Genomic DNA, 22,022 nt, shown 5'->3' with positions numbered 1-22,022 from the left:
TCAGTTCCCCTTCGGCGCGTCGGGGTTCGGCGCTTCGAACCAGGCGTTGCGGAGCGAGGAATAGACCTGGTCGCCCTGCTCCACCGCGCCCTTCAGGTTGGCGGCATGCACGGTGAAGAACTTCAGCTCCAGCAACGGCAGGGTCGGCACATCGCGCTGCACGATCTGCTGGAAGGCGCGGAACGCGGCGGCGCGGGCCTGCGGGTTGCCCTCCACTGCCGCCTTTTCGATGAGCGCATCCACCTCGGCGTTGCGATAGCCCGAGCCGTTGGTCCACGGCGTCTTGGTGCCCAGCCAGCCGGACCAGTATTCGCGCACGACGCCGATCTGCGGATCAGGGAAGGCGGCGTTGTAGGAGGAGGAGATGTCGAAGTCGCGGTCAGCATAGACGCGCTTGATGAAGGCGCCGCTGTCCTGGGCGCGGATCGCCACCTCGATGCCCACGCGCTTCAGCGCCTGCTTCAGGAACTCGCCGGTGCGGCGATAATCGTCGCCATAGGGCAGGAAATCGTGGGTGAGCGCGAAGCGCACCCCGTCCGTCCCGCGCTTGAAGCCGGCCTCATCCAGCAGGGCCTCGGCCTTCTTGGGATCGAACGGATAGGTCGGCACGCTCGGGTCATGGAACGCCGTGAGGGTGGAGGGGATGGGGCTGACGGCGGGCTTGCCGTAGCCGAACCACACCACCTTGGCCAGCGCCGCCTTGTCCACCGCATGGGCAATGGCCTGGCGCACCCGCACATCCTTCAGGTAGGGGTTTTCCACGTTGAGGTCGAAATAGAGCACCGGCGACAGCCATTCATAGCCGCGCGTCTCCACCTTCAGGTTGGGCAGGGCAGCGAGGCGTTCCACGTCGCGGAACGGCACGGGATTGAACGGCGCATACTGCACCTCACCCTTCTCGATGGCCGCCGCGCGGGCCGCCGCATCGGGAATGACGCGGAACACCAGCTTGTCGAGATAGGGCTTGCCGGCATCCCAATAGGCAGGGTTGCGCTCGAGCACGAGATATTCGCCCTTGCGCCACTCCTTGAACACGAACGGCCCGGTGCCCACGGGCTTGTTGTTGTAGGGATTGTTGAGGATGTCCGTGCCCTCGTAAAGATGCCGGGGCAGGATCGGTGCGCCGACGCCGTTGAGCACGGAGAAGATCGGCAGGGACGGCTTCGAGAATTTCAGAACCACCGTGTGGTCGTCCGGCGTTTCCACCGCGGAGACGTTCTCGAACAGCGCCTTGTTGCGCGGGTGGATGGTCTTCCACACATTCTCCAGCGACCATTTCACGTCGCTCGCCGTGAACGGCTTGCCGTCGTGCCACGTGACACCCTTGCGCAGGTGGAAGCTGATGGTGAGGCCATCCGGCGCCACCTCCCAGCTTTCCGCCAGTTGGGGCGCAGGCTTCAGGTCGAAGCCGTAGGTGACGAGGCCGTCGAAGACATTGCCCGCCACCACCTGGGTCGGCTGGGCGACATTCGCCACCGGCGTCAGGGTCACCGGCTCGGGCTGGAGGATGATGGACAGGGCTCCGCCCCGCACCGGGCCGTCGGCTACCGCGGCAGCCTGAAGGTGCGTCGGGTCGACCGCCGCGGCGAGCGCGAGGGCCGAGGCGGCGGCAAGGAATTGGCGGCGGGAGAAGGAGGCCATGGCGGTGTCTCGGACATGAAAAGAAGCGGCCGTCCGGACGAACCGGACGGCCAAGTTTCGGGAGAAACTCAGTTGGACTTGGGGGTGTCGGCCTTCGCTTCGCTCGCCTTGGCGTCGTCGATCCAGAAGTCGCGGAACGAGCCATACACCTGGTCGCCACGAACCTTCGGATGCTTGAGGTTGGCCGCCTCCACCGTGAAGAACTTCAGCTCGACCAGTGGCAGGGTGGGAAGATCGGTCAGCACGGTCTTCTGCAGGTCCTTGAACAGCTGGATGCGCTTTTCCGGATCGGCCTCGCCCTGGGTGGCGGAAATCAGCGCGTCCACCTTGTCGTTGCGATAGCCCGAGCCGTTGGTCCAGGGAATGTTCTTGCCGATGGAGCCGGACCAGTAGGCGCGGTTCACGCCCACCTGCGGATCGGAAAAGGCCGCGAACCAGGTGATGGAGATGTCGAAGTCGCGGTCACCATAGACCCGGCGGGTGAAGGCGGCAGTATCCTGCGAGCGGACACTGACCTCGACGCCCACGCGCTTCAGCGCCTGCTTCAGGTATTCGGCGGTGCGCTTGAAGTCGTCGCCATAGGGGATGTAGTCGATATCGAGGGTGAAGCGGGTGCCGTCCGGGCCGCGCTTGTAGCCGGCCGCATCCAGCAGCGCCTCGGCCTTCTTGGGATCGTAGTCATAGGCGATGCCGCCGGCATCGTGGAAGGCAGCGAGGGTGGAGGGGATGGGGCTGGTCGCGGGCTTGGCGAAGCCGAACCACACCACCTTGGAGATGGCGTTGCGGTCGACGGCCTGCGCCAGCGCCTGGCGCACCTTCACGTCCTTGAGGGGGCCGCGCTCCACGTTGAAGTCGGCGAACAGCCAGGGCGACAGCCACTCATAGCCTTCGGTGGAGACGCGCAGGTTGGGCAGCTTGGCGAGGCGCTCGGCATCCTTCAGCGGCACCGGGCTCAGCACGCCCCACTGCACTTCGCCCTTCTCCAGCGCGGCGGAGCGCGCGGCGGCGTCCGGGATCACGCGGAAGACGACGCGGTCGAGGTAGGGCTTGCCCTTGTCCCAGTATTCGGGATTGCGCTCAAGCACGATATGGTTGCCGCGGCTCCATTCCTTGAAGACGAACGGCCCGGTGCCCACGGGCTTGTTATTGTAGGGATTATTGAGGATGTCGGTGCCCTCGTAGAGATGCTTGGGCAGCACCTGGGCGCCGTTGGAATTCAGCGAGGACAGGATGGCAACCGAGGGCTGGCTCAGGTGCAGCACCACGGTGCGGTCGTCCGGCGTGTCCACCGAGGTGACCTTGGCGAAGATCGCCTGGTTGCGGGGATGGATCTTCTTCCACACCTCCTCCAGCGTCCACTTCACGTCGGCGGAGGTGAAGGGCTTGCCGTCGTGCCACTTCACCCCGTCGCGCAGGTGCAGGGTGAAGGTCAGGCCGTCCTTCGAGGTTTCCCAGCTCTCGGCCAGGGCCGGCACCGGCTTGAGGTTGGAATCATAATCCACGAGACCGTCGAAGATGGAGCCGGTGACGATGCCGGTGGGGGCCGCCGTGTTGAGCGCGGCGGTGAGAATGACGGGTTCCGGCTGGATGATGGCGGAGAGCGTGCCGCCGCGCTTCGGCGTTTCCCCCGCCTGCTGCGCCCCGGCGGTCCCCGCCGCCAGAACCGCCGCCGCCGCGAGCACAGCACCCGCTTTCCACCGCGCCAGATGACCCATCTTCGGACCCCACATAATACATTTCAAATTCGCTATTTGAAACGATATGCGCCGATTTGATGTTAGTCAATATTTTCTACGGAATTAATGGATTATGATCCCGGCGTGGTGACCTACCGCCGTTCCAGGCCGGGGCGTGCCCCGTCGCATGATGCCCGATCTCCGCCAGCGCCAATCGCACCCCGACCGTGGCTCCGCTTGAACCGAACGAGGGGCAAGCGCGCCGCGCACAAGGGCATTTCGTTTCGCCGCGCACCGGGATAAGACCAACCAAAATCCGGGAATCGAAACGCTCATGTCCACAGATCAGAAAGTCGCCCTCGTCACCGGCGCCGCGCGCGGCATCGGGCTCGCAGTGGCGCAGAAATTCCTCGCGGAGGGCTGGCGCGTTGCGCTGCTCGACATCCAGGGCCCGCTGCTTGAGGCCGCCGTCGCTAGCCTCGGCGCGCCCGACCGCACCCTGGCCCTGACCTGCGACGTTTCCGACGCCAAGGGCGTCGCCGCCGCAGTGGACGCCCTCGTCGCGCGGTTCGGCCGGCTCGATGCGCTGGTCAACAATGCCGGCGTCGCGGTGTTCAAGCCGCTGCTGGAGATCGAAGACGCGGAATGGAGCCGGGTGTTCGACGTGAACCTTAGCGGCCCGTTCATCTGCACCCGGGCCGCCGCGCCGCTGATGCGCGAGCAGGGCGGCGGGGCGATCGTCAACATCACCTCCATCTCCGGCCTGCGCGCCTCGACGCTGCGCACCGCCTACGGCACCAGCAAGGCCGCCCTCGCGCACCTGACGAAGCAGCTTGCGGTGGAGCTCGCCAGCCTCGGCATCCGCGTCAATGCGGTGGCGCCCGGCCCGGTGGAAACCGCCATGGCCAAGGCGGTGCACTCCCCCGAGATCCGCGCCGATTATCACGACAGCATCCCGCTCAATCGCTACGGGCTGGAGCAGGAGCTGGCGGAAGCCATCTTCTTCCTGTGTAGCGACCGCGCCAGCTACATCACCGGCCAGGAACTGGCGGTGGATGGCGGCTTCGACGCCGCCGGCATCGGCCTGCCCACCCTGCGCGGCGCCCGCCGCAACGGCTGAGGCCAACCGCAACGGCGGCTCAGTAAAGACCCGCCGTGATCTGCGCGGGCCCTTCTAGCGCGTGGGCCATGAATTCCAGCCCGCGCTCCAGCTGGGCCCGGCCGATGGGCCCGCCGAGCCCCACCCGCACCGCCTCCGGCGGCGGGCCGCTCACGGTGAAGGCATCGCTCGGCACGATGCCGACGCCGGTTGCCCGCGCATGGCCGGCGAAGGCGGACCGGTTCCAGCCGTTGGTGAGCGGCAGCCAGACGTTGAAGCTCAGCGGATCGGACAGATAGGTGCCGGGCTCGAAGTGGCGGGCCGCGATCTTCTGGCGCGCGGCCGCCTCGGCGCGGATGAAGCGCAGGATGGTGTCCGCCGTCCCGTCATCGATCCAGCGGGTCACCACCGCCGCCGTCAGGGGCGAGGCCATGACGGAAATGGCGCGCATGGCCCCGGTGAACGACCAGCCCGCCCGCGCATCCGGCGCCACCACATAGGCGAGCCGCAGGCCGGCGCCGATGCACTTGGCAAGGCCGGCGATATGCCAGCAGATGTCCGGCGCGATGGCGGCCAGCGGCGGCGGTCCGTGGCTGGCGATGAAGCCATAGGCGTCGTCCTCGACGATGGGCACGCCGGTGCGCCGGGCGATGGCGCAGATGGCGGCGCGGCGGCGCTCCGAGGTGGTGATGGTCATGGGGTTCTGGAGCGTCGGGTTGAGATAGATCGCCTTCGGCGCATGGCGGCGCACCGCCTCTTCCAGCGCCTCTGGCAGGACGCCGTCCTGGTCCATCTCGATGCCGACGAGCGTAAGGCCGAGCTGGGCGGCGATGGCGCGCACGCCGGGATAGGTGATCTGTTCCGCCAGCACCGTCTCGCCGGCCTTCGCCAGCAGCGAGAAGATGCCCACCAGCGCCGGATGGGCGCCCGGCGAGATGAAGATGCGCTCCTGCGCCGGCACCAGCGCCCGCCGGCCCAGCCAGGCCGAGGCCGCATCCTTGTCCTGCGGCGAGCCGCCGAAACCCTGGTAGCGCAACAGCGGCAGCAGGTCCCGCGCGACGCTGGCGAAGCCCTCCTGCATGCGGGCGACCAGCTCGGGATCCTCCGGCTCGGGCGGCATGTTCATGGAAAAGTCGGAGGTCCGCGCCCGCTGCGGGTCGGCGGCCGGGCGGGCGCTCGCCGACCGGCGCACAAAGCTGCCCCGGCCGACGGTGGATTCGATGAGGCCGCGCTTGCCCGCCTCCACATAGCCCCGCGCCACGGTGGTGAAGTCGACGCCCAGCGTCGTCGCGAGCCGGCGCTGAGGCGGAAGCTGGTCGCCCGGCACGAGCACGCCGGCCGCGATGTCGGCAGCGATGGCATCGGCGATGGCGCGGTAGCGCGGCCCGTCGATGCGCTCGATCCGGGGCACCCAGTCCTTCATCTGCGACTCTCCATTGGGCATTGACTGTATATTGTTGCAGGACAGCCTGTCACCCTGGCGTAATCGGCCGGAGCGATATTGACCTCAGATTGTTGCAGGATGGCCTGCGAGAAACTTGTCCTGCCTGCCGCCACTCTGGCCACGCCTCCCAGCAGGCCAAATGGTAGAATGACCGCACCAACCCTCATATTGAATGCATACATGCCACTTAAATATCATAATTGATAGGATATTTGATTGCCTCATTGTTGGCACGCGGATTGCTGACCTGTGGTGTGCGCCCCGACGGGGTGACGCAGCCATCAGGAGACATCCATGCCCGCCGTGACCCACCCGCCCCACCAGACCGGTGACTTTTTCGTCGATTACGAGCAGAAGCTGTTCGAGGACGTGAAGGCGCAGGCTGGCGAGAAGGCCCTCGTCACCTTCCACACCGTCGCCTTCGAGGGGTCCATCGGCTTTGTGAACCTGCTGCAGGCCACCCGGCTGCAGCGCAAGGGCTTCGAGACCTCCATCCTGCTCTACGGCCCGGGCGTGACCCTGGGCATCCAGCGCGGCTTCCCCAAGCTCGGCGACGAAGCCTTCCCCGGCCACCTGAACTTCAACAACCAGATCAAGAAGTTCATCGCCGAGGGCGGCAAGGTCTATGCCTGCCGCTTCGCGCTCCAGGCCCTTTACGGCCATGGCGAGCCCTCGCTCATCGAGGGCATCACGCCCATCAGCCCGCTGGACGTGCTCGACCTGGTGCTACTCCACCGGCGCGACAACGCCTTCATCCTCGACACCTGGACCCTCTGATCGAAGCCAGCGCAGCGGGCCGGCCGGGACATGCCCCGCCGGCCCGCCCCGGAAAGAGGAGCCCAGATGACACACAGCCCGACCGTCCGTGTTGCGGCGGTGCAGATCGCCCCTGATCTCACCTCCCGCACCGGGACCATGCAGAAGGTGCTCAACGCCATCGCCGACGCGGCGGCGAAAGGGGTGAAGCTCATCGTCTTCCCCGAGACCTTCGTGCCCTGGTATCCCTATTTCTCCTTCGTGCTGCCGCCGGTGCTGTCCGGCCGCGAGCACCTGCGCCTCTATGACGAGGCCATCGCCGTGCCCGGTCCGGAGACCGAGGCAGTGGCCGCCGCCGCCCGGCGCGCCGGCATGGTGGTGGTGCTCGGCATCAACGAGCGCGACCACGGCTCGCTCTACAACACCCAGCTCGTCTTCGACGCCGACGGCACGCTGAAGCTCAGGCGGCGCAAGATCACCCCCACCTTCCACGAGCGCATGATCTGGGGCCAGGGCGACGGCGCCGGCCTGAAGGTGGTGGAGACGGCGGCGGGCCGCGTCGGGGCGCTGGCCTGCTGGGAGCACTACAACCCGCTGGCCCGCTACGCCCTCATGGCTCAGCACGAGGAGATCCACGCGGCGCAGTTCCCCGGCTCCCTGGTGGGTCCCATCTTCGCCGAGCAGATCGAGGTCACCATCCGCCACCATGCGCTGGAGAGCGGATGCTTCGTGGTGAACGCCACCGGCTGGCTCTCGGAAGAACAGATCGCTTCCGTCACCCCCGACGCCGGCCTGCAGAACGCCCTGCGCGGCGGCTGCATGAGCGCCATCGTCTCGCCCGAGGGCAAGCACGTGGTGCCGCCCCTCACGGAGGGCGAAGGGCTGCTGGTGGCCGACCTCGACCTCGGCCTCATCGTCAAGCGCAAGCGGATGATGGACTCGGTCGGCCACTACGCCCGGCCCGAGCTGCTCCACCTCGTCCTCGATCCGCGGCCGGCGCAGCCGCTCCACACCGACAGCCCGCTCACGGCCGGCACCGAATTAAGGAGCCCTTCCCATGGACCATTCGACGACGCTGCCGACCGAGCTTCTGATCAGCGAGCTGCAGTCCTTCGGCGCGCGCCTGTCTGATCCCACCGCGGGCGCGCAGAGCCGGCGCGGCGGTGCCGGTCCCTCCGACCACAAGGCCCTCACCATCGACGGCATGACGGTGATGGTGCCGGTGCACACCGCGCCCGCCTTCCAGAGCCCCTATCTGGTGGAGCAGCCCGACGCCCTCGGCACCAGCCGCATCCGCCGGGACGGCCGGGTGGTCGGCGAAGTGGCCTTCCCGCTGCGCCCGCGCTTCTACGATCGCACCACGGCGGACGGCATCCCCTATTCCCACATCGCCACCCTGCACGGCCGCGACGTGCTCGCCACCACGGTGCTGCAGACCTGCATCCGCTACCAGAGCCGCACCAGGACCTGCCAGTTCTGCGCCATCGGCCAGTCGCTGGCGGCCGGCCGCACCATCGCCCACAAGACCCCGGCCCAGCTCGCCGAAGTGGCCAGGGCGGCGGTGGAGCTGGACGGCGTCCGGCACATGGTGATGACCACCGGCACGCCGAAGGGCGACGACCGGGGCGCCGCCGTGCTGGCCGACAGCGCGCGGGCGGTGAAGGCGGCGGTGGACCTGCCGATCCAGGCCCAGTGCGAGCCGCCGGAGGACGACGCCTGGTTCGAGCGTCTGCGCGACGCCGGCGTGGATGCCCTCGGCCTGCATCTGGAAGCCGTCACCCCGCAGGTGCGCGCCCGCATCATGCCGGGCAAGGCGCAGGTGCCGCTGGACAAGTACATGTCGGCATTTGCGGCGGCGGTGCCGGTGTTCGGGCGCGGGCAGGTCTCCACCTACATCCTCGCCGGTCTCGGCGACACCCGGGACGCCATCCTCGACATGTGCGCGCGGCTGGTGGCGCTGGGCGTCTACCCGTTCGTGGTGCCGTTCGTGCCCATCTCCGGCACGCCGCTGGAAAGCCACCCGACGCCGTCGCCGGCCTTCATGGACTCCATCCTCGCGCCGCTCGCCCGCATGCTGGTGGAGAGCGGGCTGAAGGCGGTGGACATCAAGGCCGGCTGCGGCAAGTGCGGCGCCTGCTCGGCGCTCTCCACCTACGAGCGGAGGCTGGCGCCATGATGATGGAACCCATCCCGCCCTTCATCGCCAGCGCCTACCAGGTGAAGTTCGCCGCTTCCCGCTGGGAGCGCGAGGGCGCCCATGCCCTGCGCCATGCCGTGTTCTGCGGCGAGCAGGGGCTGTTTGCGGGCGACGACCACGACGCCATCGACGACTACGCCATCCCTCTCGTCGCCCTCGCAATGCTGGGGGTGGCCGCCGACCAGGTGGTGGGCACCGTGCGCATCCACGAGGAGGACAAGGGCGTGTTCTGGGGCTCCCGCCTCGCCGTGGACCGCGACTACCGGCGCATCGGCGCGCTCGGGGCGACGCTGATCCGCCTCGCGGTCTCCTCCGCCCACGCCATGGGCTGCCACACCTTCCTCGCCCATGTGCAGGAGCAGAACGGCGTGCTGTTCCGCCGCCTGCACTGGCACGTGGTGGGGGAAATGGAGCTGCACGGCCGCCGGCACCTGAAGATGCAGGCGGACCTTGCCCACTACCCGCCCTGCTTCTCGCCCGAGTGGGGCTTCACGGCCCTGCCGAGAAAGGCCGCGTGAGATGGACGACGCCGCCTTCCTCGCCCTCGCCGAGGGCCTCGCCGCCAGCCCCGGCATCGCCGCCAAGGCCGACATCGGCGTGGTGGCCGCCCGCCTCGGTCTTGCGGGCTCCCACCTTGCCGGAGCCCCCGTGCCGGTGGGCGACGACTGCGCCGCCATCCCCGATGGCGACGGCCATATCCTGTTCGCCATCGAGGGCTTCATCGCCGGCTTCGTCGCCGCCGACCCCTGGTTCGCCGGCTGGTGCGGGGTGATGGTGAACCTCTCCGACATCGCCGCCATGGGCGGCCGGCCGCTGGCCGTGGTGGATGCCCTGTGGGCGCGGGACGCCGCCGATGGCGCGCCCATCCTCGACGGCCTCAGGGCCGCCTCCGCCGCCTATGGGGTCCCCGTGGTCGGCGGGCATTCCAACCTCAACGCATCGCAAGGCCAGCTCGCCGTGGCAGTGCTGGGGCGGGCCGGGCCGCACCTTCTGACCAGCTCCGATGCCCGCCCCGGCGATACGCTGATCGCCGCCATCGACCATCGCGGCGCCTATCGCGCGCCGTTCGACAACTGGCAGGCGGCCCTCGACGCCCCGCCCGCGCGGCTGCGCGGCGACCTCGCGCTGCTGCCGCAGATCGCCGAACGCGGCCTCTGCCGCGCCGCCAAGGACATCAGCCAAGCCGGCCTCGTCGGCACGGCGATCATGCTGGCGGAATGCTCGAACGTCGCCATCGACATCGACCTCGACGCCATTCCCGTTCCGGCCGGCGTGCCCCTGCCCCGCTGGCTCAACAGCTTCCCGAGCTACGGCTTCCTGCTGTCCGCCGATGCGGCGCACGTTGACGCCATCCTCGCCCTGTTCGCCGCCCGCGACATCACGGCGGCGGCCATCGGCACGGTGGAGGCCGGCCATGCGGTGACGGTCTCCAGCGGCCCGCGCCGGGCCCTCGTGCGGGACTATCGGGCGCGCCGGCTCATGGGCCTTGGCGCCCGCGGGGAGGCGGCGTGATGGTCCGGCCCCTGCGCATCGCCGTGCTCACCCATTCCACCAATCCGCGCGGCGGCGTGGTCCATGCCATGAAGCTCTGCGAAGCGCTGGCCGATCTCGGCCACGCCCCGGTGCTGCATGCGCCCGATGCCCGCGGCACCGGCTTCTTCCGCGCCCCGCCCTGCCCTGTCGAGGCCTTCCCGGTGGCGCCCGCCGTCGCCGGCATGACGGCGATGGTGAAGCAGCGCATCGCCGACTACGTGCGCCATTTCGAGAGGACGGGCACCGACGGCTACGACCTGTTCCACGCCCATGACGGCATCTCCGGCAATGCGCTGGCGACCCTGAAGGCGCGGGGCAGGATCCCCGGCTTCGTGCGCACAGTCCACCACGTGGACAGCTTCGCCGACCCTCGGCTTTCAGCGCTCCAAGAGCGGGCGATCCGCGAGGCTGACGGCTGGATGGTGGTGAGCCGCACCTGGCAGGCGCACCTTTCCGTCGAGTTCGGCATCGCCGCCGACCTCTGCGGCAACGGCGTGGACACCGTCCGCTTCCGCCCCGAGCCGGGCAGAAGCGACGCCGCGCTGCGCGCCCGCCTCGGCCTTGGGCCCGGACCGGTCTTCCTCAGCGTCGGCGGCGTGGAGGAGCGCAAAAATTCGGTGCGTATCCTCGAGGCCTTCCTCCAGCTGCGCGCGCTGCGGCCGGACATCCAGCTGGTGATCGCCGGGGGCGCATCCCTGCTCGATCACGGCGCCTGCCAGGCGCAGTTCAGGGCGACCCTCGCCCGTGGCGGGGCGGCCGGCGTGCACGTCACCGGCCCGCTCGACGATGCGGACATGGCGCCGCTCTACCGCCTTGCCCATGGGCTGGTGTTCGCCTCGGTGAAGGAGGGCTTCGGCCTGTGTGTGCTGGAGGCCATGGCCTGCAGCGTGCCGGTGATCGTCTCCTGGATCGCCCCCTTCACCGAATATCTTGGCGACGGCGACGCCCTGTGGTGCGACCCGCTGCGGCCCGCCTCCATCGCCGACGCCATGGCGATCTCGTTGCAGCCCGCCGCGCGCGAGCGCTTCGCCCAGGCCGGCATCACCGTCGCGGCACGGCACGGCTGGCCCGCCGTCGCCCGCGCGCACCTACCCCTCTACCACCGCCTCGCGGAGGCCGCCCATGCCTGAGATGCGCTTCCGGATCGCCTGGCCAGATGGCAGCGAGGAGGAGTGCTATTCGCCCTCCCTCGTCGTCCGCGAATACTTCGCCGAAGGGGTGGCCTACCCGCTCGACGACTTCATGGGCCGGGCGCGCGCCGCCCTCACCACCGCTTCAAACCGCGTCGCCGCGAAATACGGCCGCCCTGCTCCCTCGCCCTCGGCCAGCTGGCGCGGCTGGAGGCGCGCGCCGCCTGCTTTCGCGACGCGCCGCGCGCGGAAGTCACCTGCGAAGTCACCTGCCTTGCCCTCCTCACGCCCGATCAAGGATCATCTCGATGACACAGCTCAAGTCCCACTATGCCGCCGTCGTGGTGGGCGGCGGCCAGGCCGGCCTTTCCGCCAGCCATTACCTGTCCCGCGCCGGCATCGACCATGTGGTGGTCGAGAAGAACACCGTGATGAACAAGTGGCGGAACGAGCGCTGGGACGCGTTCTGCCTCGTCACGCCCAACTGGCAGTGCCAGCTGCCCGACCATCCCTATGACGGGGACGATCCCAACGGCTTCATGGTGAAGGAGCAGATCGTCGCCTATCTCGACCGCTTCGCCGCCAAGGTGAATGCCCCGGTGCTGGAGCACACCACGGTCACGGCGCTGGAGAAGCGCGGCGACGTGTTCCGCATCGAGACCTCCGCCGGCAGGATCACCGCCGACGCCGTGATCCTTGCCACCAGCCTCTATGGCGAGCCCGAGATCCCCCGCGCCGGCGAGCGCCTGCCGGAGGACATCGTGCAGGTCCACACCGCCGCCTATCGCAATGCTGGCCAGCTGCCCGAGGGCGCGGTGATGGTGGTGGGCTCGGGCCAGTCCGGGGCGCAGATCGCCGAGGACCTGCACCTCGCCGGCCGCAAGGTCCACCTCGCCACCGGCAACGCCCCGCGCTGCGCCCGCTTCTATCGCGGCCGCGACGTGGTGGACTGGCTGTGGGACGTGGGCCAGTACGACATCACCGTCGCCGACGACGGCATGGGCAAGAAAAAGCACGACACCAACCACTATCTCACCGGCCGCGACGGCGGGCGCGACATCGATCTGCGCGCCTTCGCCCGGCAGGGCATGGCGCTCTACGGCCGCGTGCGCGGCGTCTCCGGCGGCAAGATGCTGTTCGAGCCAAACCTGAAGGCCAATCTCGACGCCGCCGACCGCGTCTACAACGGCATCAACGCCCTCATCGACCGCTACATCGCCGAGCGTGGCATCGCTGCGCCGCCACCCTCCGTCTACACCCCAGAGTGGGAGCCCGAGCAGGAGACCACCGCGCTGGATCTTGAGGCCGCCGGCATCACCAGCGTGGTCTGGGCCACCGGCTTCCGGCCCAACTGGGCCTTCGTCGGCCTGCCCATCTTCGACGGCACCGGCTATCCGGTGCACCGGCGCGGCGTCACCGACGTTTCGGGGCTCTATGTGCTGGGCCTGCCGTGGCTTTGGACCTGGGGCTCAGGCCGCTTCCTGAGCGTGGGACGCGATGCCGAGCATGTGGTGGGCAAGCTCGCCGGCACCCTGGCGGCTGCCCAGTTCGCGCAAGCGGAGGAGGTGTCGTGAGCCTTCTCAGCCCCAATCCGCCCTTCGCATCGGATCTCGGCCACCTCGGCAGCGTGTGCCTGGGCATGCCGCACCTGACGCCCGCCGGCCTGTCCGAGACATGGCTGCTGAAGCATCTGGGCGACGTACATTGGCAGCAGATCGCCAGGCAGATCGGCCGGCCCGCCGCCCACATCGAGGACCGCGACGGCCGGCGCGTCTATGCCGCGTTCCGGCAGGTACGGATCGAACAGGCCCGCTTCGCCGAGGCCCGGGAGGGCGATTGCCTCGTCATCCGCTCCACCCTGTGGCGCGCCTCCCGTACCCAGCTCGCGAGCCGGCATGAGCTGAATGTGGACGGCCGCGCCATGGGCACGGTGAGCCTGCTGTCCGCCTTCATCCGCCGCGACGGCTCCTCCAACCGCCGGGTCTGCCGGGTGGAGGTGCCCGGCCTCGCCGCGCTGCCGCTTGAGGCCGGACCGAGGCCGGAGCCCGTCGAGGCGCCGTTTGAGCCCGGGGAGGCGCAGGGCCACTTCGCCTTCACGCCCTGCCCCAGCGAGGACTTCAACGGCGCGGGATTTCTCTACTTCGCCAGCTACCTCGCCATCGCCGAGCGGGCGGCGTTCACGCTCAATCCCCGACGGGCGGGCGCCTTCGTCACGCAGGCGCGCACCATCACCTATCACGGCAACATGGACCCAGGAGAGCGCATCGAGGTGGCGACCGTAGAGGCGCCCTCCGGCCCCGGTCGATGGCTGCTGCGCGCGCACCTGCGCCGCGCCGGCGACGGGGCACTGCTGGCGCAGGTGCGCACCGAGAAGGGGCAGATCGCGGTCTAGAACCCCACCAGAACCGCCTTCCCGATGCTGCGGCCGCTCTCCACCAGCGCATGCGCCTTGCGCAGGTTGGCGGCGGTGATGGCGCCCAGCTCCTCGCGCAGGGTGGTGCGCAGCAGGCCGGCATCCACCAGCGCCGACACCTCGTTCAGCAACTGGTGCTGGCGGATGAGATCCGGCGTGTCGAACAGCGGACGGGTGAACATGAGCTCCCAATGCACCGACAGGCTCTTGCGCTTGAAGGGCACGATGTCGAGCGTCTTGGGATCGTCGATCAGCGCCAGCGCGCCCTGCGGCGCCAGGGCATTGGCGATGGCCGGCAGATGCTGGTCGGTGGCGGTGAGGCTCGCCACATACTCCACCTGCGGGATGCCGATGGCCTTTAGGCCCTCGTCCAGGGGCTGGCGATGGTCGATCACATGGTGCGCGCCCATGTCCCTGCACCACTGGACGGTTTCGGGACGGGAGGCGGTGGCGATCACCGTGAGGCCGGTGAGCCGCCGCGCCAGCTGGATGAGGATGGAGCCGACGCCGCCCGCCCCGTTCACGATCAGGATGGCGCCGTCCTGTGTCTTCACCCCGTAGGGCACGCGAAGGCGATCGAACAGCAATTCCCAGGCGGTGATTGCGGTGAGCGGCAACGCGGCCGCCTCGGCATCGCTCAGGGTCGCGGGCTTGCGGCCGACGATGCGCTCGTCCACGGCGTGCAGCTCAGAATTGGTGCCGGGCCGGTCGATGCTGCCGGCGTAGAACACCTCGTCGCCGGGGCGGAACAGGGTCACCTGCGGACCCACTGCCTCGACGGTTCCGACCGCGTCGTAGCCGAGGATGTGCGCCGTGCCCTCAGCCGGCGTCGTCCGGGCGCGGACCTTCACATCCACCGGATTGACCGAGACGGCACGCACCCGCACCAGCAGATCATGCGGGCGCAGTTCCGGCGTGGGGATCTCCATATCGACCAGAGACGACGCGTCCTCGATGGGAAGCGACGCATAAAATCCAATAGCTTTCATCGCGGAACCTCTGTGCGGCCGGGGCGGCCTCGGACGACCGGGCACGCAACCTCGTGGGGAGATGTGGGTGCAAGATCGCCCATTGTTTTCAAGAAGCAAAACGCATAATTCTGATCACAGGAAAACGAAATACAAATAGACCCCCATGCGCTTTCCCGATCTTGAACTCGACCTGCTGCGCGCCTTCGTGGCCGTGGCCGAGACCGGCGGCTTCACCGCCGCCGCCGAGGTGGTCGGCCGCTCGCAATCGGCGGTGAGCCAGAAAATCCTCAAGCTGGAGGATCTTCTGGGGCGCCGTGTGTTCGAGCGCACCAGCCGGTCCCTCACCCTCACCCGCGAGGGCGAGAAGCTTTTGGGCATGGCCCGGCGCATCCTGGAACTGAACGATCTGGCGGTGCGCTCCCTGCTGGAGCCCACCGTGGGCAGCCTGCGCCTCGGCGTGTCCGAGGACTTCATGCCGAACCTCCTGCCCGGTATGCTGGCGCGCTTCCAGCGGCTCTATCCGGGCCTGCACATGGAATTGCGCACCGCCCTCAGCTGCGAGTTGCTGGCCGCCTACGATGCCGGACAGCTCGACGCGGTCATCGCCAAGAAGGACGGCACCGCCCAGCGCGGCCGCGTGATCTGGCGCGAGCAGCTGGTGTGGATGGCCTCCGTCGACTACCAGCCGGACTTCGAGCGGCCCGCGCCGCTGGTGCTGCTGCCGCCGCCCTGCACCTATCGCGAGGTGATGATCCAGGCGCTGGACGCGGTGCGCCGGCCCTGGTTCGCCGCCTGCACGGCGTCCAGCCTCACCGGCATCCGCGCAGCGGTGGCCGGCGGGCTTGGCGTGACCGTGCTGGGGCGCTCCTTCATCGGCCCCGACATGCAGGCCCTGCGCGCGCCGGACCACTGGCCCGCCCTGCCCATGACCGAGGTGGTGCTGGTGGGCGAGGAGCGGGCGGAAGCGGACCTGGTGCGCCCGCTGGTCACCTTCCTCACCGAGACCCTGGCCGCGCAGGCCTTTCCCGCCGCCGTCGCCTGAGGGGGGCGGGCCCGAACTCACGGATCCACCTGTCGGCGCGGCACGATGAGCCGGGCGGTGAGAACCTGGACGACCTCGCCGTTCTGGTTCCGCGTCCGGCTGCGCAGGCGCACCATGCCGCGGTCGGGCTTCGAGCGGGAGGGAATGATCTCCAGCACCTCGCTCTCCACCTGCAGCACATCGTCGGGGCGGGTTGGACGGGGCCACTCGATCTCGCCGCCTGCGCCGATGATCCCGCCTGCAAGCGGCGCCCCGCCGCCCACCAGCAGGCGCATGGTCACGGCCGCCGTGTGCCAGCCACTGGCGGCGAGGCCGGCAAACAGGGTGGCACGGGCGGCTTCATCATCCAGGTGAAAGGGCTGCGGATCGAAGGTCGCGGCAAAGGCCGTGATCTCGTCCCGCGTGAGCGCGTACTGCCCGCTGAGGAATATCTGGCCCACCGCGAGGTCGTCGAGAAACAGTTGCTCCGGGCCGTTGTCCTGAGCCATGGCGCCCGCTCTCCCCTTATTAACTTGCATAATGAAAGTAACTCATAGAAGGTCGTGGGCGACCGTTCAACAGGACCCTTTCAGATGAAGCATACGAGCTTCAGCGCCATGGAATGCCCCATCGCCCGGGGACTGGAGCGGGTCGGCGAGTGGTGGAGCATCCTGATCCTGCGGGATGCCTTCAACGGCCGCACCCGCTTCGACGAATTCCAGGACAGTCTCGGCATCGCGCCGAACATGCTCACCCGGCGCCTCAAGGCGCTGGTGGAGGCCGGACTTCTGGAAAAGCGGCGCTACAGCGAGCGCCCGGTGCGCCACGACTACATCCTGACCGACCGCGCGCGGGACTTCCGCCCGATCCTGGTGATGCTGCAGGCGTGGGGCAACACTCATTTTGCCCCCGAGGGCAAGAGCGTCCTCACCGTGAACACCCGGACCGGGCACGAAGCGCGGCCCATCGTGATCGACGCAGTGAGCGGCCTGCCCATCACCGATCCCGTCTTTCGCACCGTCGCGGGACCCGCCGCGAGCGAGCGCACGCGCCGACGCTACAGCACCGCCCCCCACCCCACGCCGGACGAGGGCCAATGACCGACACCGCGCAGACCATCGCCCCGCCCGCCGGGGTGCGGCTGGCCGCCATCGACGGGCGCACGCGCCACCTTCTGGAAGCGCCCGTGCTGCCGCTGCTGCTGCGCATGGCGTGGCCCAACATGCTGATCATGGTGGCGCAGGCCTCCACCGGGCTGATCGAGACCTGGTGGATCTCCAAGCTCGGCACCGATGCGCTGGCCGGCATGGCGCTGGTGTTCCCGCCGGTGATGCTCATGACCATGATTTCCGCCGGCGCGATGGGCGGCGGCATCTCCTCCGCCGTTGCCCGCGCCCTCGGGGCCGGGCGCAAGGGGGAAGCCGATGCGCTGGTGCTCCACGCGGTGGTGATCAATGTGATCGCTGGCGCCGGCTTCTCGGCGCTGTTCCTGCTGTTCGGCGCGCCGCTCTACCGGCTGCTGGGCGGCGCGGGCGGGGAGCTTCAGGCCGCCCTCGCCTATTCCAACACGGTGTTCGCCGGGGCGGTGCTGATCTGGCTGATGAACGGGCTCGCCAGCGTCATCCGCGGCACCGGCAACATGCTGTTCCCGGCCCTCGTCATCTGCGGCGGCGTCGCGTTCCTGGTGCCGGTGTCGCCGCTGCTCATCTTCGGCTTCGGCCCGGTGCCGGCGCTCGGCATCGTCGGCGGCGGGGTGGCCCTCCTGCTGTTCTACGCGGCGGGCGCGGCGGTGATGGCGTGGTACATCCTCAAAGGGCGGACGCCGGTGCGGTTCATCCGCGTGCCGCTCAAGTGGCCCCTGTTCAACGGCATATTGAAGGTGGGTGCGGTCTCGGCCATCACCTCGATCCAGACCAATGTCACCATCGCCGGCGCCACGGCGCTGGTGGCCTCGGTGGCGGGCGTGGGGGCCGTGGCGGGCTTCGGCACCGGGGCGCGGCTCGAATATCTGCTTATTCCGCTCGTCTTCGGCATCGGCGCGCCGCTGGTGGCGCTGGTCGGCACCAATATCGGAGCGGGACAGGGCGCCCGCGCGCTACAGATCGCGCTGGTCGGCGGCGGCCTTGCCTTCCTCGTCACAGAAGTTATCGGGGTGGCGGCGGCGCTTTATCCGCAGGCCTGGCTGGCCCTGTTTAGCGCCGACCCGGACATGATCGCGGCAGGCAGCGCCTATCTGCGCATGGTCGGGCCGTTCTACGGCTTCTTCGGGCTCGGCATGGCGCTCTATTTCGCGTCGCAGGGCGTGGGACGCCTGTTCTGGCCGCTCGCCAGCGGCTTCCTGCGCGTGGCCATCGCCCTCGGGGGCGGCTATGTCGCCCTACGGCTCACCGGATCTCTCAACGCCCTGTTCGCGGCGCTTGGCCTCGGCCTTGCCGCGTTCGGCCTGACCATTCTGGCGGCGGTGCGATCAGGCGCCTGGTTCAGGTAGGAGCTAGAGCGCTTTCCGCTCGCACAGGCTTGCGGCATACGCTCTAGATTATTGAGTTTGCGCGCTTTCTTTACGCGAACCGGTATCCACTTCGCTTGAAAGCGCTCTAACTCGCCTGAGTGCCGCGTCCAATAGCAGCATCGCGCCAGTCGCACCGGCTCCTGCGGCAAGGGCGGGGGATCATCCAGCGGTGGGGGCTCGGGGAACGGCTCGCGGCGCGGCTCCCGGGAGGGGTCGTCATCCGGAAGCGGCGGCAGATCGGGGCCGGGAACCGGCGGCGCGGGTGGGTCCTCGATCGGACCAGGCGGCTGGACTGGAGGGTCCGGCGACCGGCCGGGTTCGGGAACCGGACTGATCGGCGATGCGACCTCAGGTTCCGGCCTCACTCGGGCGAACATCATGCGGCGTTCCTCTCTCAAGCCGGAACGCGGCGGCGCGCCGGCCTGTTCCGGCCGGCGCGCAAGTGCCCTGTCCTAGGGTACCCTGTCTTAGGATGTCCTGTCTTAGGGTGTTCTGCCCTGTGAGGTCAGGAGAAGAACCCGGTGATGGACTGCCAGATGCTCTTCTTCGGCGCTCCGGCGACGGAGGCTTCCGCCGGCTTGGCGTCGGCAGAGACGGTGCCGGCCTGCGATTTCGCCACCGCTTCGGGTGTGAAGATGCTGGCGAAGACATCGATCTTGGCGAGGGTCACCGGGCCGGCCATGCCGTCGGCCTCCAGGCCGTTCTTGGCCTGGAAGGCCTCAACCGCCTTGGCGGTGCCCGGACCGTAGGCGCCGTCCGCGGCGATGCCGAGGGCGGTCTGGAGCTTCTTCACCGTCTCACCCTTGCTGCCCTGGGTGAGCAGGATGAGCTCGGGGAGGCCGAGGTCGGCGAAAGTGTCCGGGCCCGCGATGCCATCCGCGGAAAGACCGTGCTTGGTCTGGTAGGCCTTCAGGGCCTCCTCCGTTCCCGGCCCGAACTGGCCGTCGGCGGCGACGCCGAGCTTGGCCTGAAGGATTTTCACCGGCTCGCCGGAGAGTCCGCGCTTCAGAAGTGCCATGTTTGATTTTCCCGTCGTCAGAAAGAGAGGGCCGACAGCCTGAATATAGGCGTCAAGCGTGACAACGGCACAGGCGCAAAAAGGTGCCTGGAAAAGAAAAATGCCGGGTCCGATGAGGGACCCGGCAAGTATCGCCGCAGAGCGGCGAACCTTCCAGAGGGGAACAGCTGAGGCACCGCACAAGGTGCAATCAGCGCAGGACCAAGATGCCCGCCCCTTAGGCAGTTTGCAACGGAGAATGACTGCATATCAGGCATGTGCCCAGCGCTTGGCTGGCATACGGTATCGCTATCATTTTACCACCACACGTCATAAATCAGTAATTCCACCGCTGTGCCTTGGAGATCAGAAAGTCTCGGAAGACCTGAATGCGGGCCACCGAGCGCATTTCCTGAGCATAGGTAAAGTATGCCTCAAGCTTGGGCGTTTCGCGATCCGTGAACAGCTGCACCAGGGACGAGGCATCATCCGAGAGGTAGTCGGGCAGCGTGCCGATGCCCACCCCGCGCTCAACCGCCCGCTTCAGGCCCAGCACGCTGTTGACCTCGAAGGCGGGTACACGCGGCGTCGAGCCGTCGCGCCCGGCATGCTCCAGCCAGTTCAGCCCCTGGAAATAGGGCGGGATCGGCCCGCCGAGCAAAAGGATGCGGTGCTTGTCCAGTTCCTCGATGGAGCGGGGATGGCCGTGCCGCTTGAGATAATCGGCCGAGGCGTAAGCGTGGAAATGCACCGTGAACAGGCGGCGCTGCACCAGGTCCGGCTGCACCGGCTGGCGCATGCGGATGGCCACGTCCGCCTCGCGCATGGCAAGATCCAGTTCCTCGTCGGTGAGGATGAGCTGGATGCGGATGTCCGGGAACAGCTCCACGAACTCGCCCACCCGCGCCGTCAGCCAGTGGGTGCCGAGCCCCACCGTGGTGGTGACGCGCAATTCGCCGTTGGGCTTCTCGCGGCTGTCGGTGAGCTGGGCGCGGGCCGATTCCAGCTTCAGGAACACCTCGTGGGCGGTCCGGTACAGCAGCTCGCCCTGCTCGGTGAGGATCAGCCCGCGCGCGTGGCGGTGGAACAGCGGAACCTTCAGCTCCGTCTCCAGGGCTGAGACCTGCCGGCTCACGGCCGACTGGGAGAGGCCGAGCGTCTCGCCCGCATGGGTAAACGAACCCGCTTCGGCGGCGACGTGGAAGACCTTAAGCTTGTCCCAATCCATCAGGCCCGAGCCCCTTTGGAGCGCGCCGGCGTCCGTCTGAACGCAGAATCGCCCACTCACCCTTCAAGAGGGACGGATCGCGCCCGTTGGGTGGCTCGCTGAGCGACCCGCCCGGCTCAGGTCCGGCCCCCGCGTCGCCAGCCCATCGAGGGACCGGACGACGTTACTGTCTTCAATCGGTTCAATGTGGAAGAACGCGCTATCCGAGGGACCACCCCGCCAGCCGGCCCTCCTCACCAAACGGAAACGCCGCGAGGCGCCGGCGCGGGCGAGGGACGGACTATTCCGCCGCCTTCGCCACGCCCTGGTGGGCCAGGAAGCGCTCCGCCTCGAGAGCGGCCATGCAGCCCCGGCCCGCGGCGGTCACTGCCTGACGATAGACGTCGTCCGCCACGTCGCCGGCCGCGAACACGCCCGGCACCGACGTTGCCGTCGAATCGGGCGCGGTCCACACATACCCGCTCTCCTTGAGCTTCAGCTGGTCTTTTACCAGCTCTGTGGCAGGCGCATGGCCGATTGCGATAAATATGCCGTCAGCGGGTAGCTCGGTGAGGGCTCCGGTGCGCACATCCTTCAGGCGGGCGCCGGTGACCTTGGTGAAGGGGTCGTCCGCACCCACCACTTCGGCCAGCTCCGCGTTCCACACCACCTTGACCTTGGGATGGGCGAACAGCCGCTCCTGCAGGATCTTCTCCGAGCGGAAGCTGTCGCGGCGATGCACGACGGTGACATTGGAGGCGAAATTGGTGAGGAAAAGCGCCTCTTCCACCGCCGTGTTGCCGCCGCCCACCACCACCACATCCTTGCCCCGATAGAAGAAGCCGTCGCAGGTGGCGCAGGCGGAAACGCCGGAGCCGCGATAGGCAGCCTCCGATTCGAGCCCCAGCCAGCGCGCCTGGGCGCCGGTGGCCAGGATCACCACATCCGCCACATAGGTGTCGCCCGATTCGGTCACCATGCGGAACGGCCGGTGCGACAGGTCGAGGCTCGCCACATGGTCGGTGACGATGGTGGTGCCCACATGCGCGGCCTGGGCGCGCATCTGCTCCATCAGCCACGGCCCCTGGATGGGGTCGGCAAAGCCGGGATAATTCTCCACGTCCGTGGTGATGGTGAGCTGGCCGCCGGGCTGGATGCCCTCGAACAAGACCGGCTCCAGCATTGCACGCGCTGCATAGATGGCCGCGGTGTAGCCGGCCGGCCCCGAGCCGATGATGACGACCTTGACGGTGTGGGCAGTCATGAGTGTCCCCGAAATCCGTGCGATGCCGCGGCAGGATGTGGAGCGGCGACGGCCGAGAGGGCCGGCGCTCCCGGCCGCAGCGTGAGCTATGCTCGAATGTAGGGGCTGCCCCCCAAGCTCACAAGGCTGGGCGGAGCGTCCACAGGGCGCCCCGCACCGGGCCG

General features: G+C 68.6%; 20 protein-coding genes and 1 pseudogene. 13 read left to right on the top strand and 8 right to left on the bottom strand.

All coding sequences use genetic code 11. The features are described from left to right. Both FZ033_RS19590 and FZ033_RS19585 read right to left on the bottom strand, forming a co-directional pair. Positions 1 to 1,641, bottom strand: a complete 1,641-nt coding sequence (locus tag FZ033_RS19590) for an ABC transporter substrate-binding protein (protein ID WP_149577745.1) — start codon at positions 1,639 to 1,641, stop codon at positions 1 to 3. Between the two features lie 68 nt (positions 1,642 to 1,709). Beyond that, positions 1,710 to 3,356 (bottom strand): ABC transporter substrate-binding protein, encoded by a 1,647-nt coding sequence (locus tag FZ033_RS19585; RefSeq protein ID WP_149577875.1) that lies wholly within the window; start codon positions 3,354 to 3,356, stop codon positions 1,710 to 1,712. Positions 3,357 to 3,651: 295 nt separating this feature from the next. Here FZ033_RS19585 and FZ033_RS19580 point away from each other — a divergent pair, with 295 nt between their 5' ends. Continuing rightward, positions 3,652 to 4,437, top strand: a complete 786-nt coding sequence (locus FZ033_RS19580) for an SDR family NAD(P)-dependent oxidoreductase (protein ID WP_149577744.1) — start codon at positions 3,652 to 3,654, stop codon at positions 4,435 to 4,437. 19 nt (positions 4,438 to 4,456) lie between these two features. Here FZ033_RS19580 and FZ033_RS19575 read toward each other — a convergent pair whose 3' ends face one another. Beyond that, positions 4,457 to 5,839, bottom strand: coding sequence for an aminotransferase-like domain-containing protein (locus FZ033_RS19575; protein WP_149577743.1), 1,383 nt, complete (start codon positions 5,837 to 5,839; stop codon positions 4,457 to 4,459). Positions 5,840 to 6,154: 315 nt separating this feature from the next. On the opposite strand from FZ033_RS19575, the gene FZ033_RS19570 reads away from it, so the two are divergent. The 9 genes and pseudogenes from FZ033_RS19570 (at position 6,155) to FZ033_RS19530 (ending at position 13,868) form a co-directional block, all read left to right on the top strand. Next, positions 6,155 to 6,637, top strand: a complete 483-nt coding sequence (locus FZ033_RS19570) for an MSMEG_0572/Sll0783 family nitrogen starvation response protein (protein ID WP_149577742.1) — start codon at positions 6,155 to 6,157, stop codon at positions 6,635 to 6,637. Positions 6,638 to 6,703: 66 nt separating this feature from the next. Next, on the top strand, positions 6,704 to 7,747 hold the full coding sequence (locus FZ033_RS19565) for a Nit6803 family nitrilase (RefSeq protein WP_149577741.1): 1,044 nt from the start codon (positions 6,704 to 6,706) through the stop codon (positions 7,745 to 7,747). Continuing rightward, the gene (locus tag FZ033_RS19560) at positions 7,674 to 8,792 is read left to right on the top strand and encodes an MSMEG_0568 family radical SAM protein (RefSeq protein ID WP_149577740.1); all 1,119 of its coding nucleotides are present in this window, start codon (positions 7,674 to 7,676) and stop codon (positions 8,790 to 8,792) included. Before FZ033_RS19565 ends, FZ033_RS19560 begins: the two co-directional genes overlap by 74 nt. After that, a complete protein-coding gene (locus FZ033_RS19555) occupies positions 8,789 to 9,331 on the top strand; it encodes an MSMEG_0567/Sll0786 family nitrogen starvation N-acetyltransferase (protein WP_149577739.1) in 543 nt (180 codons plus the stop codon). The genes FZ033_RS19560 and FZ033_RS19555 overlap by 4 nt, the downstream gene beginning before the upstream one ends. Before the next feature lies 1 nt (position 9,332). Then, complete coding sequence (locus FZ033_RS19550; RefSeq protein WP_149577738.1) at positions 9,333 to 10,325, top strand: sll0787 family AIR synthase-like protein; 993 nt, start codon at positions 9,333 to 9,335, stop codon at positions 10,323 to 10,325. Beyond that, the gene (locus FZ033_RS19545; protein ID WP_149577737.1) at positions 10,325 to 11,476 is read left to right on the top strand and encodes an MSMEG_0565 family glycosyltransferase; all 1,152 of its coding nucleotides are present in this window, start codon (positions 10,325 to 10,327) and stop codon (positions 11,474 to 11,476) included. The genes FZ033_RS19550 and FZ033_RS19545 overlap by 1 nt, the downstream gene beginning before the upstream one ends. Next, positions 11,469 to 11,788, top strand: a pseudogene (locus FZ033_RS19540) (MSMEG_0570 family nitrogen starvation response protein). Before FZ033_RS19545 ends, FZ033_RS19540 begins: the two are co-directional and overlap by 8 nt. Continuing rightward, a complete protein-coding gene (locus FZ033_RS19535; RefSeq protein WP_149577736.1) occupies positions 11,785 to 13,050 on the top strand; it encodes an MSMEG_0569 family flavin-dependent oxidoreductase in 1,266 nt (421 codons plus the stop codon). The pseudogene FZ033_RS19540 and the gene FZ033_RS19535 overlap by 4 nt, the downstream one beginning before the upstream one ends. Next, the gene (locus FZ033_RS19530; protein ID WP_149577735.1) at positions 13,047 to 13,868 is read left to right on the top strand and encodes a Pnap_2097 family protein; all 822 of its coding nucleotides are present in this window, start codon (positions 13,047 to 13,049) and stop codon (positions 13,866 to 13,868) included. The genes FZ033_RS19535 and FZ033_RS19530 overlap by 4 nt, the downstream gene beginning before the upstream one ends. Here the strand turns inward: FZ033_RS19530 and FZ033_RS19525 are convergent. After that, positions 13,865 to 14,878, bottom strand: coding sequence for a zinc-binding alcohol dehydrogenase family protein (locus FZ033_RS19525; protein ID WP_149577734.1), 1,014 nt, complete (start codon positions 14,876 to 14,878; stop codon positions 13,865 to 13,867). The two genes, FZ033_RS19530 and FZ033_RS19525, sit on opposite strands and share 4 nt — an antisense overlap. A gap of 145 nt (positions 14,879 to 15,023) precedes the next feature. Between FZ033_RS19525 and FZ033_RS19520 the strand changes: the two genes are divergently transcribed. Further along, positions 15,024 to 15,902, top strand: a complete 879-nt coding sequence (locus FZ033_RS19520) for a LysR substrate-binding domain-containing protein (RefSeq protein ID WP_149577733.1) — start codon at positions 15,024 to 15,026, stop codon at positions 15,900 to 15,902. A 17-nt stretch (positions 15,903 to 15,919) separates the two neighbouring features. Here FZ033_RS19520 and FZ033_RS19515 read toward each other — a convergent pair whose 3' ends face one another. Continuing rightward, positions 15,920 to 16,390, bottom strand: coding sequence for a MaoC family dehydratase (locus tag FZ033_RS19515; protein ID WP_149577732.1), 471 nt, complete (start codon positions 16,388 to 16,390; stop codon positions 15,920 to 15,922). Between the two features lie 84 nt (positions 16,391 to 16,474). On the opposite strand from FZ033_RS19515, the gene FZ033_RS19510 reads away from it, so the two are divergent. Then, entirely contained in the window at positions 16,475 to 16,981 is a 507-nt protein-coding gene (locus FZ033_RS19510; RefSeq protein WP_149577731.1) for a winged helix-turn-helix transcriptional regulator, read from the top strand. After that, complete coding sequence (locus FZ033_RS19505; protein ID WP_149577730.1) at positions 16,978 to 18,369, top strand: MATE family efflux transporter; 1,392 nt, start codon at positions 16,978 to 16,980, stop codon at positions 18,367 to 18,369. The genes FZ033_RS19510 and FZ033_RS19505 overlap by 4 nt, the downstream gene beginning before the upstream one ends. Before the next feature lie 526 nt (positions 18,370 to 18,895). Here the strand turns inward: FZ033_RS19505 and FZ033_RS19500 are convergent. The 3 genes from FZ033_RS19500 to trxB all read right to left on the bottom strand — a co-directional run bounded on the left by FZ033_RS19500 (position 18,896) and on the right by trxB (position 21,858). Beyond that, positions 18,896 to 19,408: a peptidoglycan-binding domain-containing protein gene (locus FZ033_RS19500; RefSeq protein WP_149577729.1), complete on the bottom strand. Its 513-nt coding sequence runs from the start codon at positions 19,406 to 19,408 to the stop codon at positions 18,896 to 18,898. Positions 19,409 to 19,724: 316 nt separating this feature from the next. Next, a complete protein-coding gene (locus FZ033_RS19495; protein WP_149577728.1) occupies positions 19,725 to 20,615 on the bottom strand; it encodes a LysR family transcriptional regulator in 891 nt (296 codons plus the stop codon). A 280-nt stretch (positions 20,616 to 20,895) separates the two neighbouring features. Next, positions 20,896 to 21,858: a thioredoxin-disulfide reductase gene (trxB, locus tag FZ033_RS19490; RefSeq protein ID WP_149577727.1), complete on the bottom strand. Its 963-nt coding sequence runs from the start codon at positions 21,856 to 21,858 to the stop codon at positions 20,896 to 20,898. Positions 21,859 to 22,022: the final 164 nt, after the last annotated feature.

It is taken from the genome of Xanthobacter oligotrophicus, assembly GCF_008364685.1.
Taxonomy (GTDB): domain Bacteria; phylum Pseudomonadota; class Alphaproteobacteria; order Rhizobiales; family Xanthobacteraceae; genus Xanthobacter; species Xanthobacter oligotrophicus.
The sequence above is the reverse complement of the archived record's forward strand: the minus strand, read 5'-3'. Positions and strand labels throughout refer to the sequence as shown.

Coding starts and splice junctions, on each gene's coding strand:
- FZ033_RS19590 (WP_149577745.1), bottom strand. CDS start 1,641: ATGGCCTCCTTCTCCCGCCGCCAATTCCTTGCCGCCGCCTCGGCCCTC.
- FZ033_RS19505 (WP_149577730.1), top strand. CDS start 16,978: ATGACCGACACCGCGCAGACCATCGCCCCGCCCGCCGGGGTGCGGCTG.
- FZ033_RS19580 (WP_149577744.1), top strand. CDS start 3,652: ATGTCCACAGATCAGAAAGTCGCCCTCGTCACCGGCGCCGCGCGCGGC.
- FZ033_RS19565 (WP_149577741.1), top strand. CDS start 6,704: ATGACACACAGCCCGACCGTCCGTGTTGCGGCGGTGCAGATCGCCCCT.
- FZ033_RS19555 (WP_149577739.1), top strand. CDS start 8,789: ATGATGATGGAACCCATCCCGCCCTTCATCGCCAGCGCCTACCAGGTG.
- FZ033_RS19545 (WP_149577737.1), top strand. CDS start 10,325: ATGGTCCGGCCCCTGCGCATCGCCGTGCTCACCCATTCCACCAATCCG.
- FZ033_RS19570 (WP_149577742.1), top strand. CDS start 6,155: ATGCCCGCCGTGACCCACCCGCCCCACCAGACCGGTGACTTTTTCGTC.
- FZ033_RS19495 (WP_149577728.1), bottom strand. CDS start 20,615: ATGGATTGGGACAAGCTTAAGGTCTTCCACGTCGCCGCCGAAGCGGGT.
- FZ033_RS19510 (WP_149577731.1), top strand. CDS start 16,475: ATGAAGCATACGAGCTTCAGCGCCATGGAATGCCCCATCGCCCGGGGA.
- FZ033_RS19585 (WP_149577875.1), bottom strand. CDS start 3,356: ATGGGTCATCTGGCGCGGTGGAAAGCGGGTGCTGTGCTCGCGGCGGCG.
- FZ033_RS19525 (WP_149577734.1), bottom strand. CDS start 14,878: ATGAAAGCTATTGGATTTTATGCGTCGCTTCCCATCGAGGACGCGTCG.
- FZ033_RS19500 (WP_149577729.1), bottom strand. CDS start 19,408: ATGGCACTTCTGAAGCGCGGACTCTCCGGCGAGCCGGTGAAAATCCTT.
- trxB (WP_149577727.1), bottom strand. CDS start 21,858: ATGACTGCCCACACCGTCAAGGTCGTCATCATCGGCTCGGGGCCGGCC.
- FZ033_RS19560 (WP_149577740.1), top strand. CDS start 7,674: ATGGACCATTCGACGACGCTGCCGACCGAGCTTCTGATCAGCGAGCTG.
- FZ033_RS19550 (WP_149577738.1), top strand. CDS start 9,333: ATGGACGACGCCGCCTTCCTCGCCCTCGCCGAGGGCCTCGCCGCCAGC.
- FZ033_RS19575 (WP_149577743.1), bottom strand. CDS start 5,839: ATGAAGGACTGGGTGCCCCGGATCGAGCGCATCGACGGGCCGCGCTAC.
- FZ033_RS19520 (WP_149577733.1), top strand. CDS start 15,024: ATGCGCTTTCCCGATCTTGAACTCGACCTGCTGCGCGCCTTCGTGGCC.
- FZ033_RS19515 (WP_149577732.1), bottom strand. CDS start 16,390: ATGGCTCAGGACAACGGCCCGGAGCAACTGTTTCTCGACGACCTCGCG.
- FZ033_RS19535 (WP_149577736.1), top strand. CDS start 11,785: ATGACACAGCTCAAGTCCCACTATGCCGCCGTCGTGGTGGGCGGCGGC.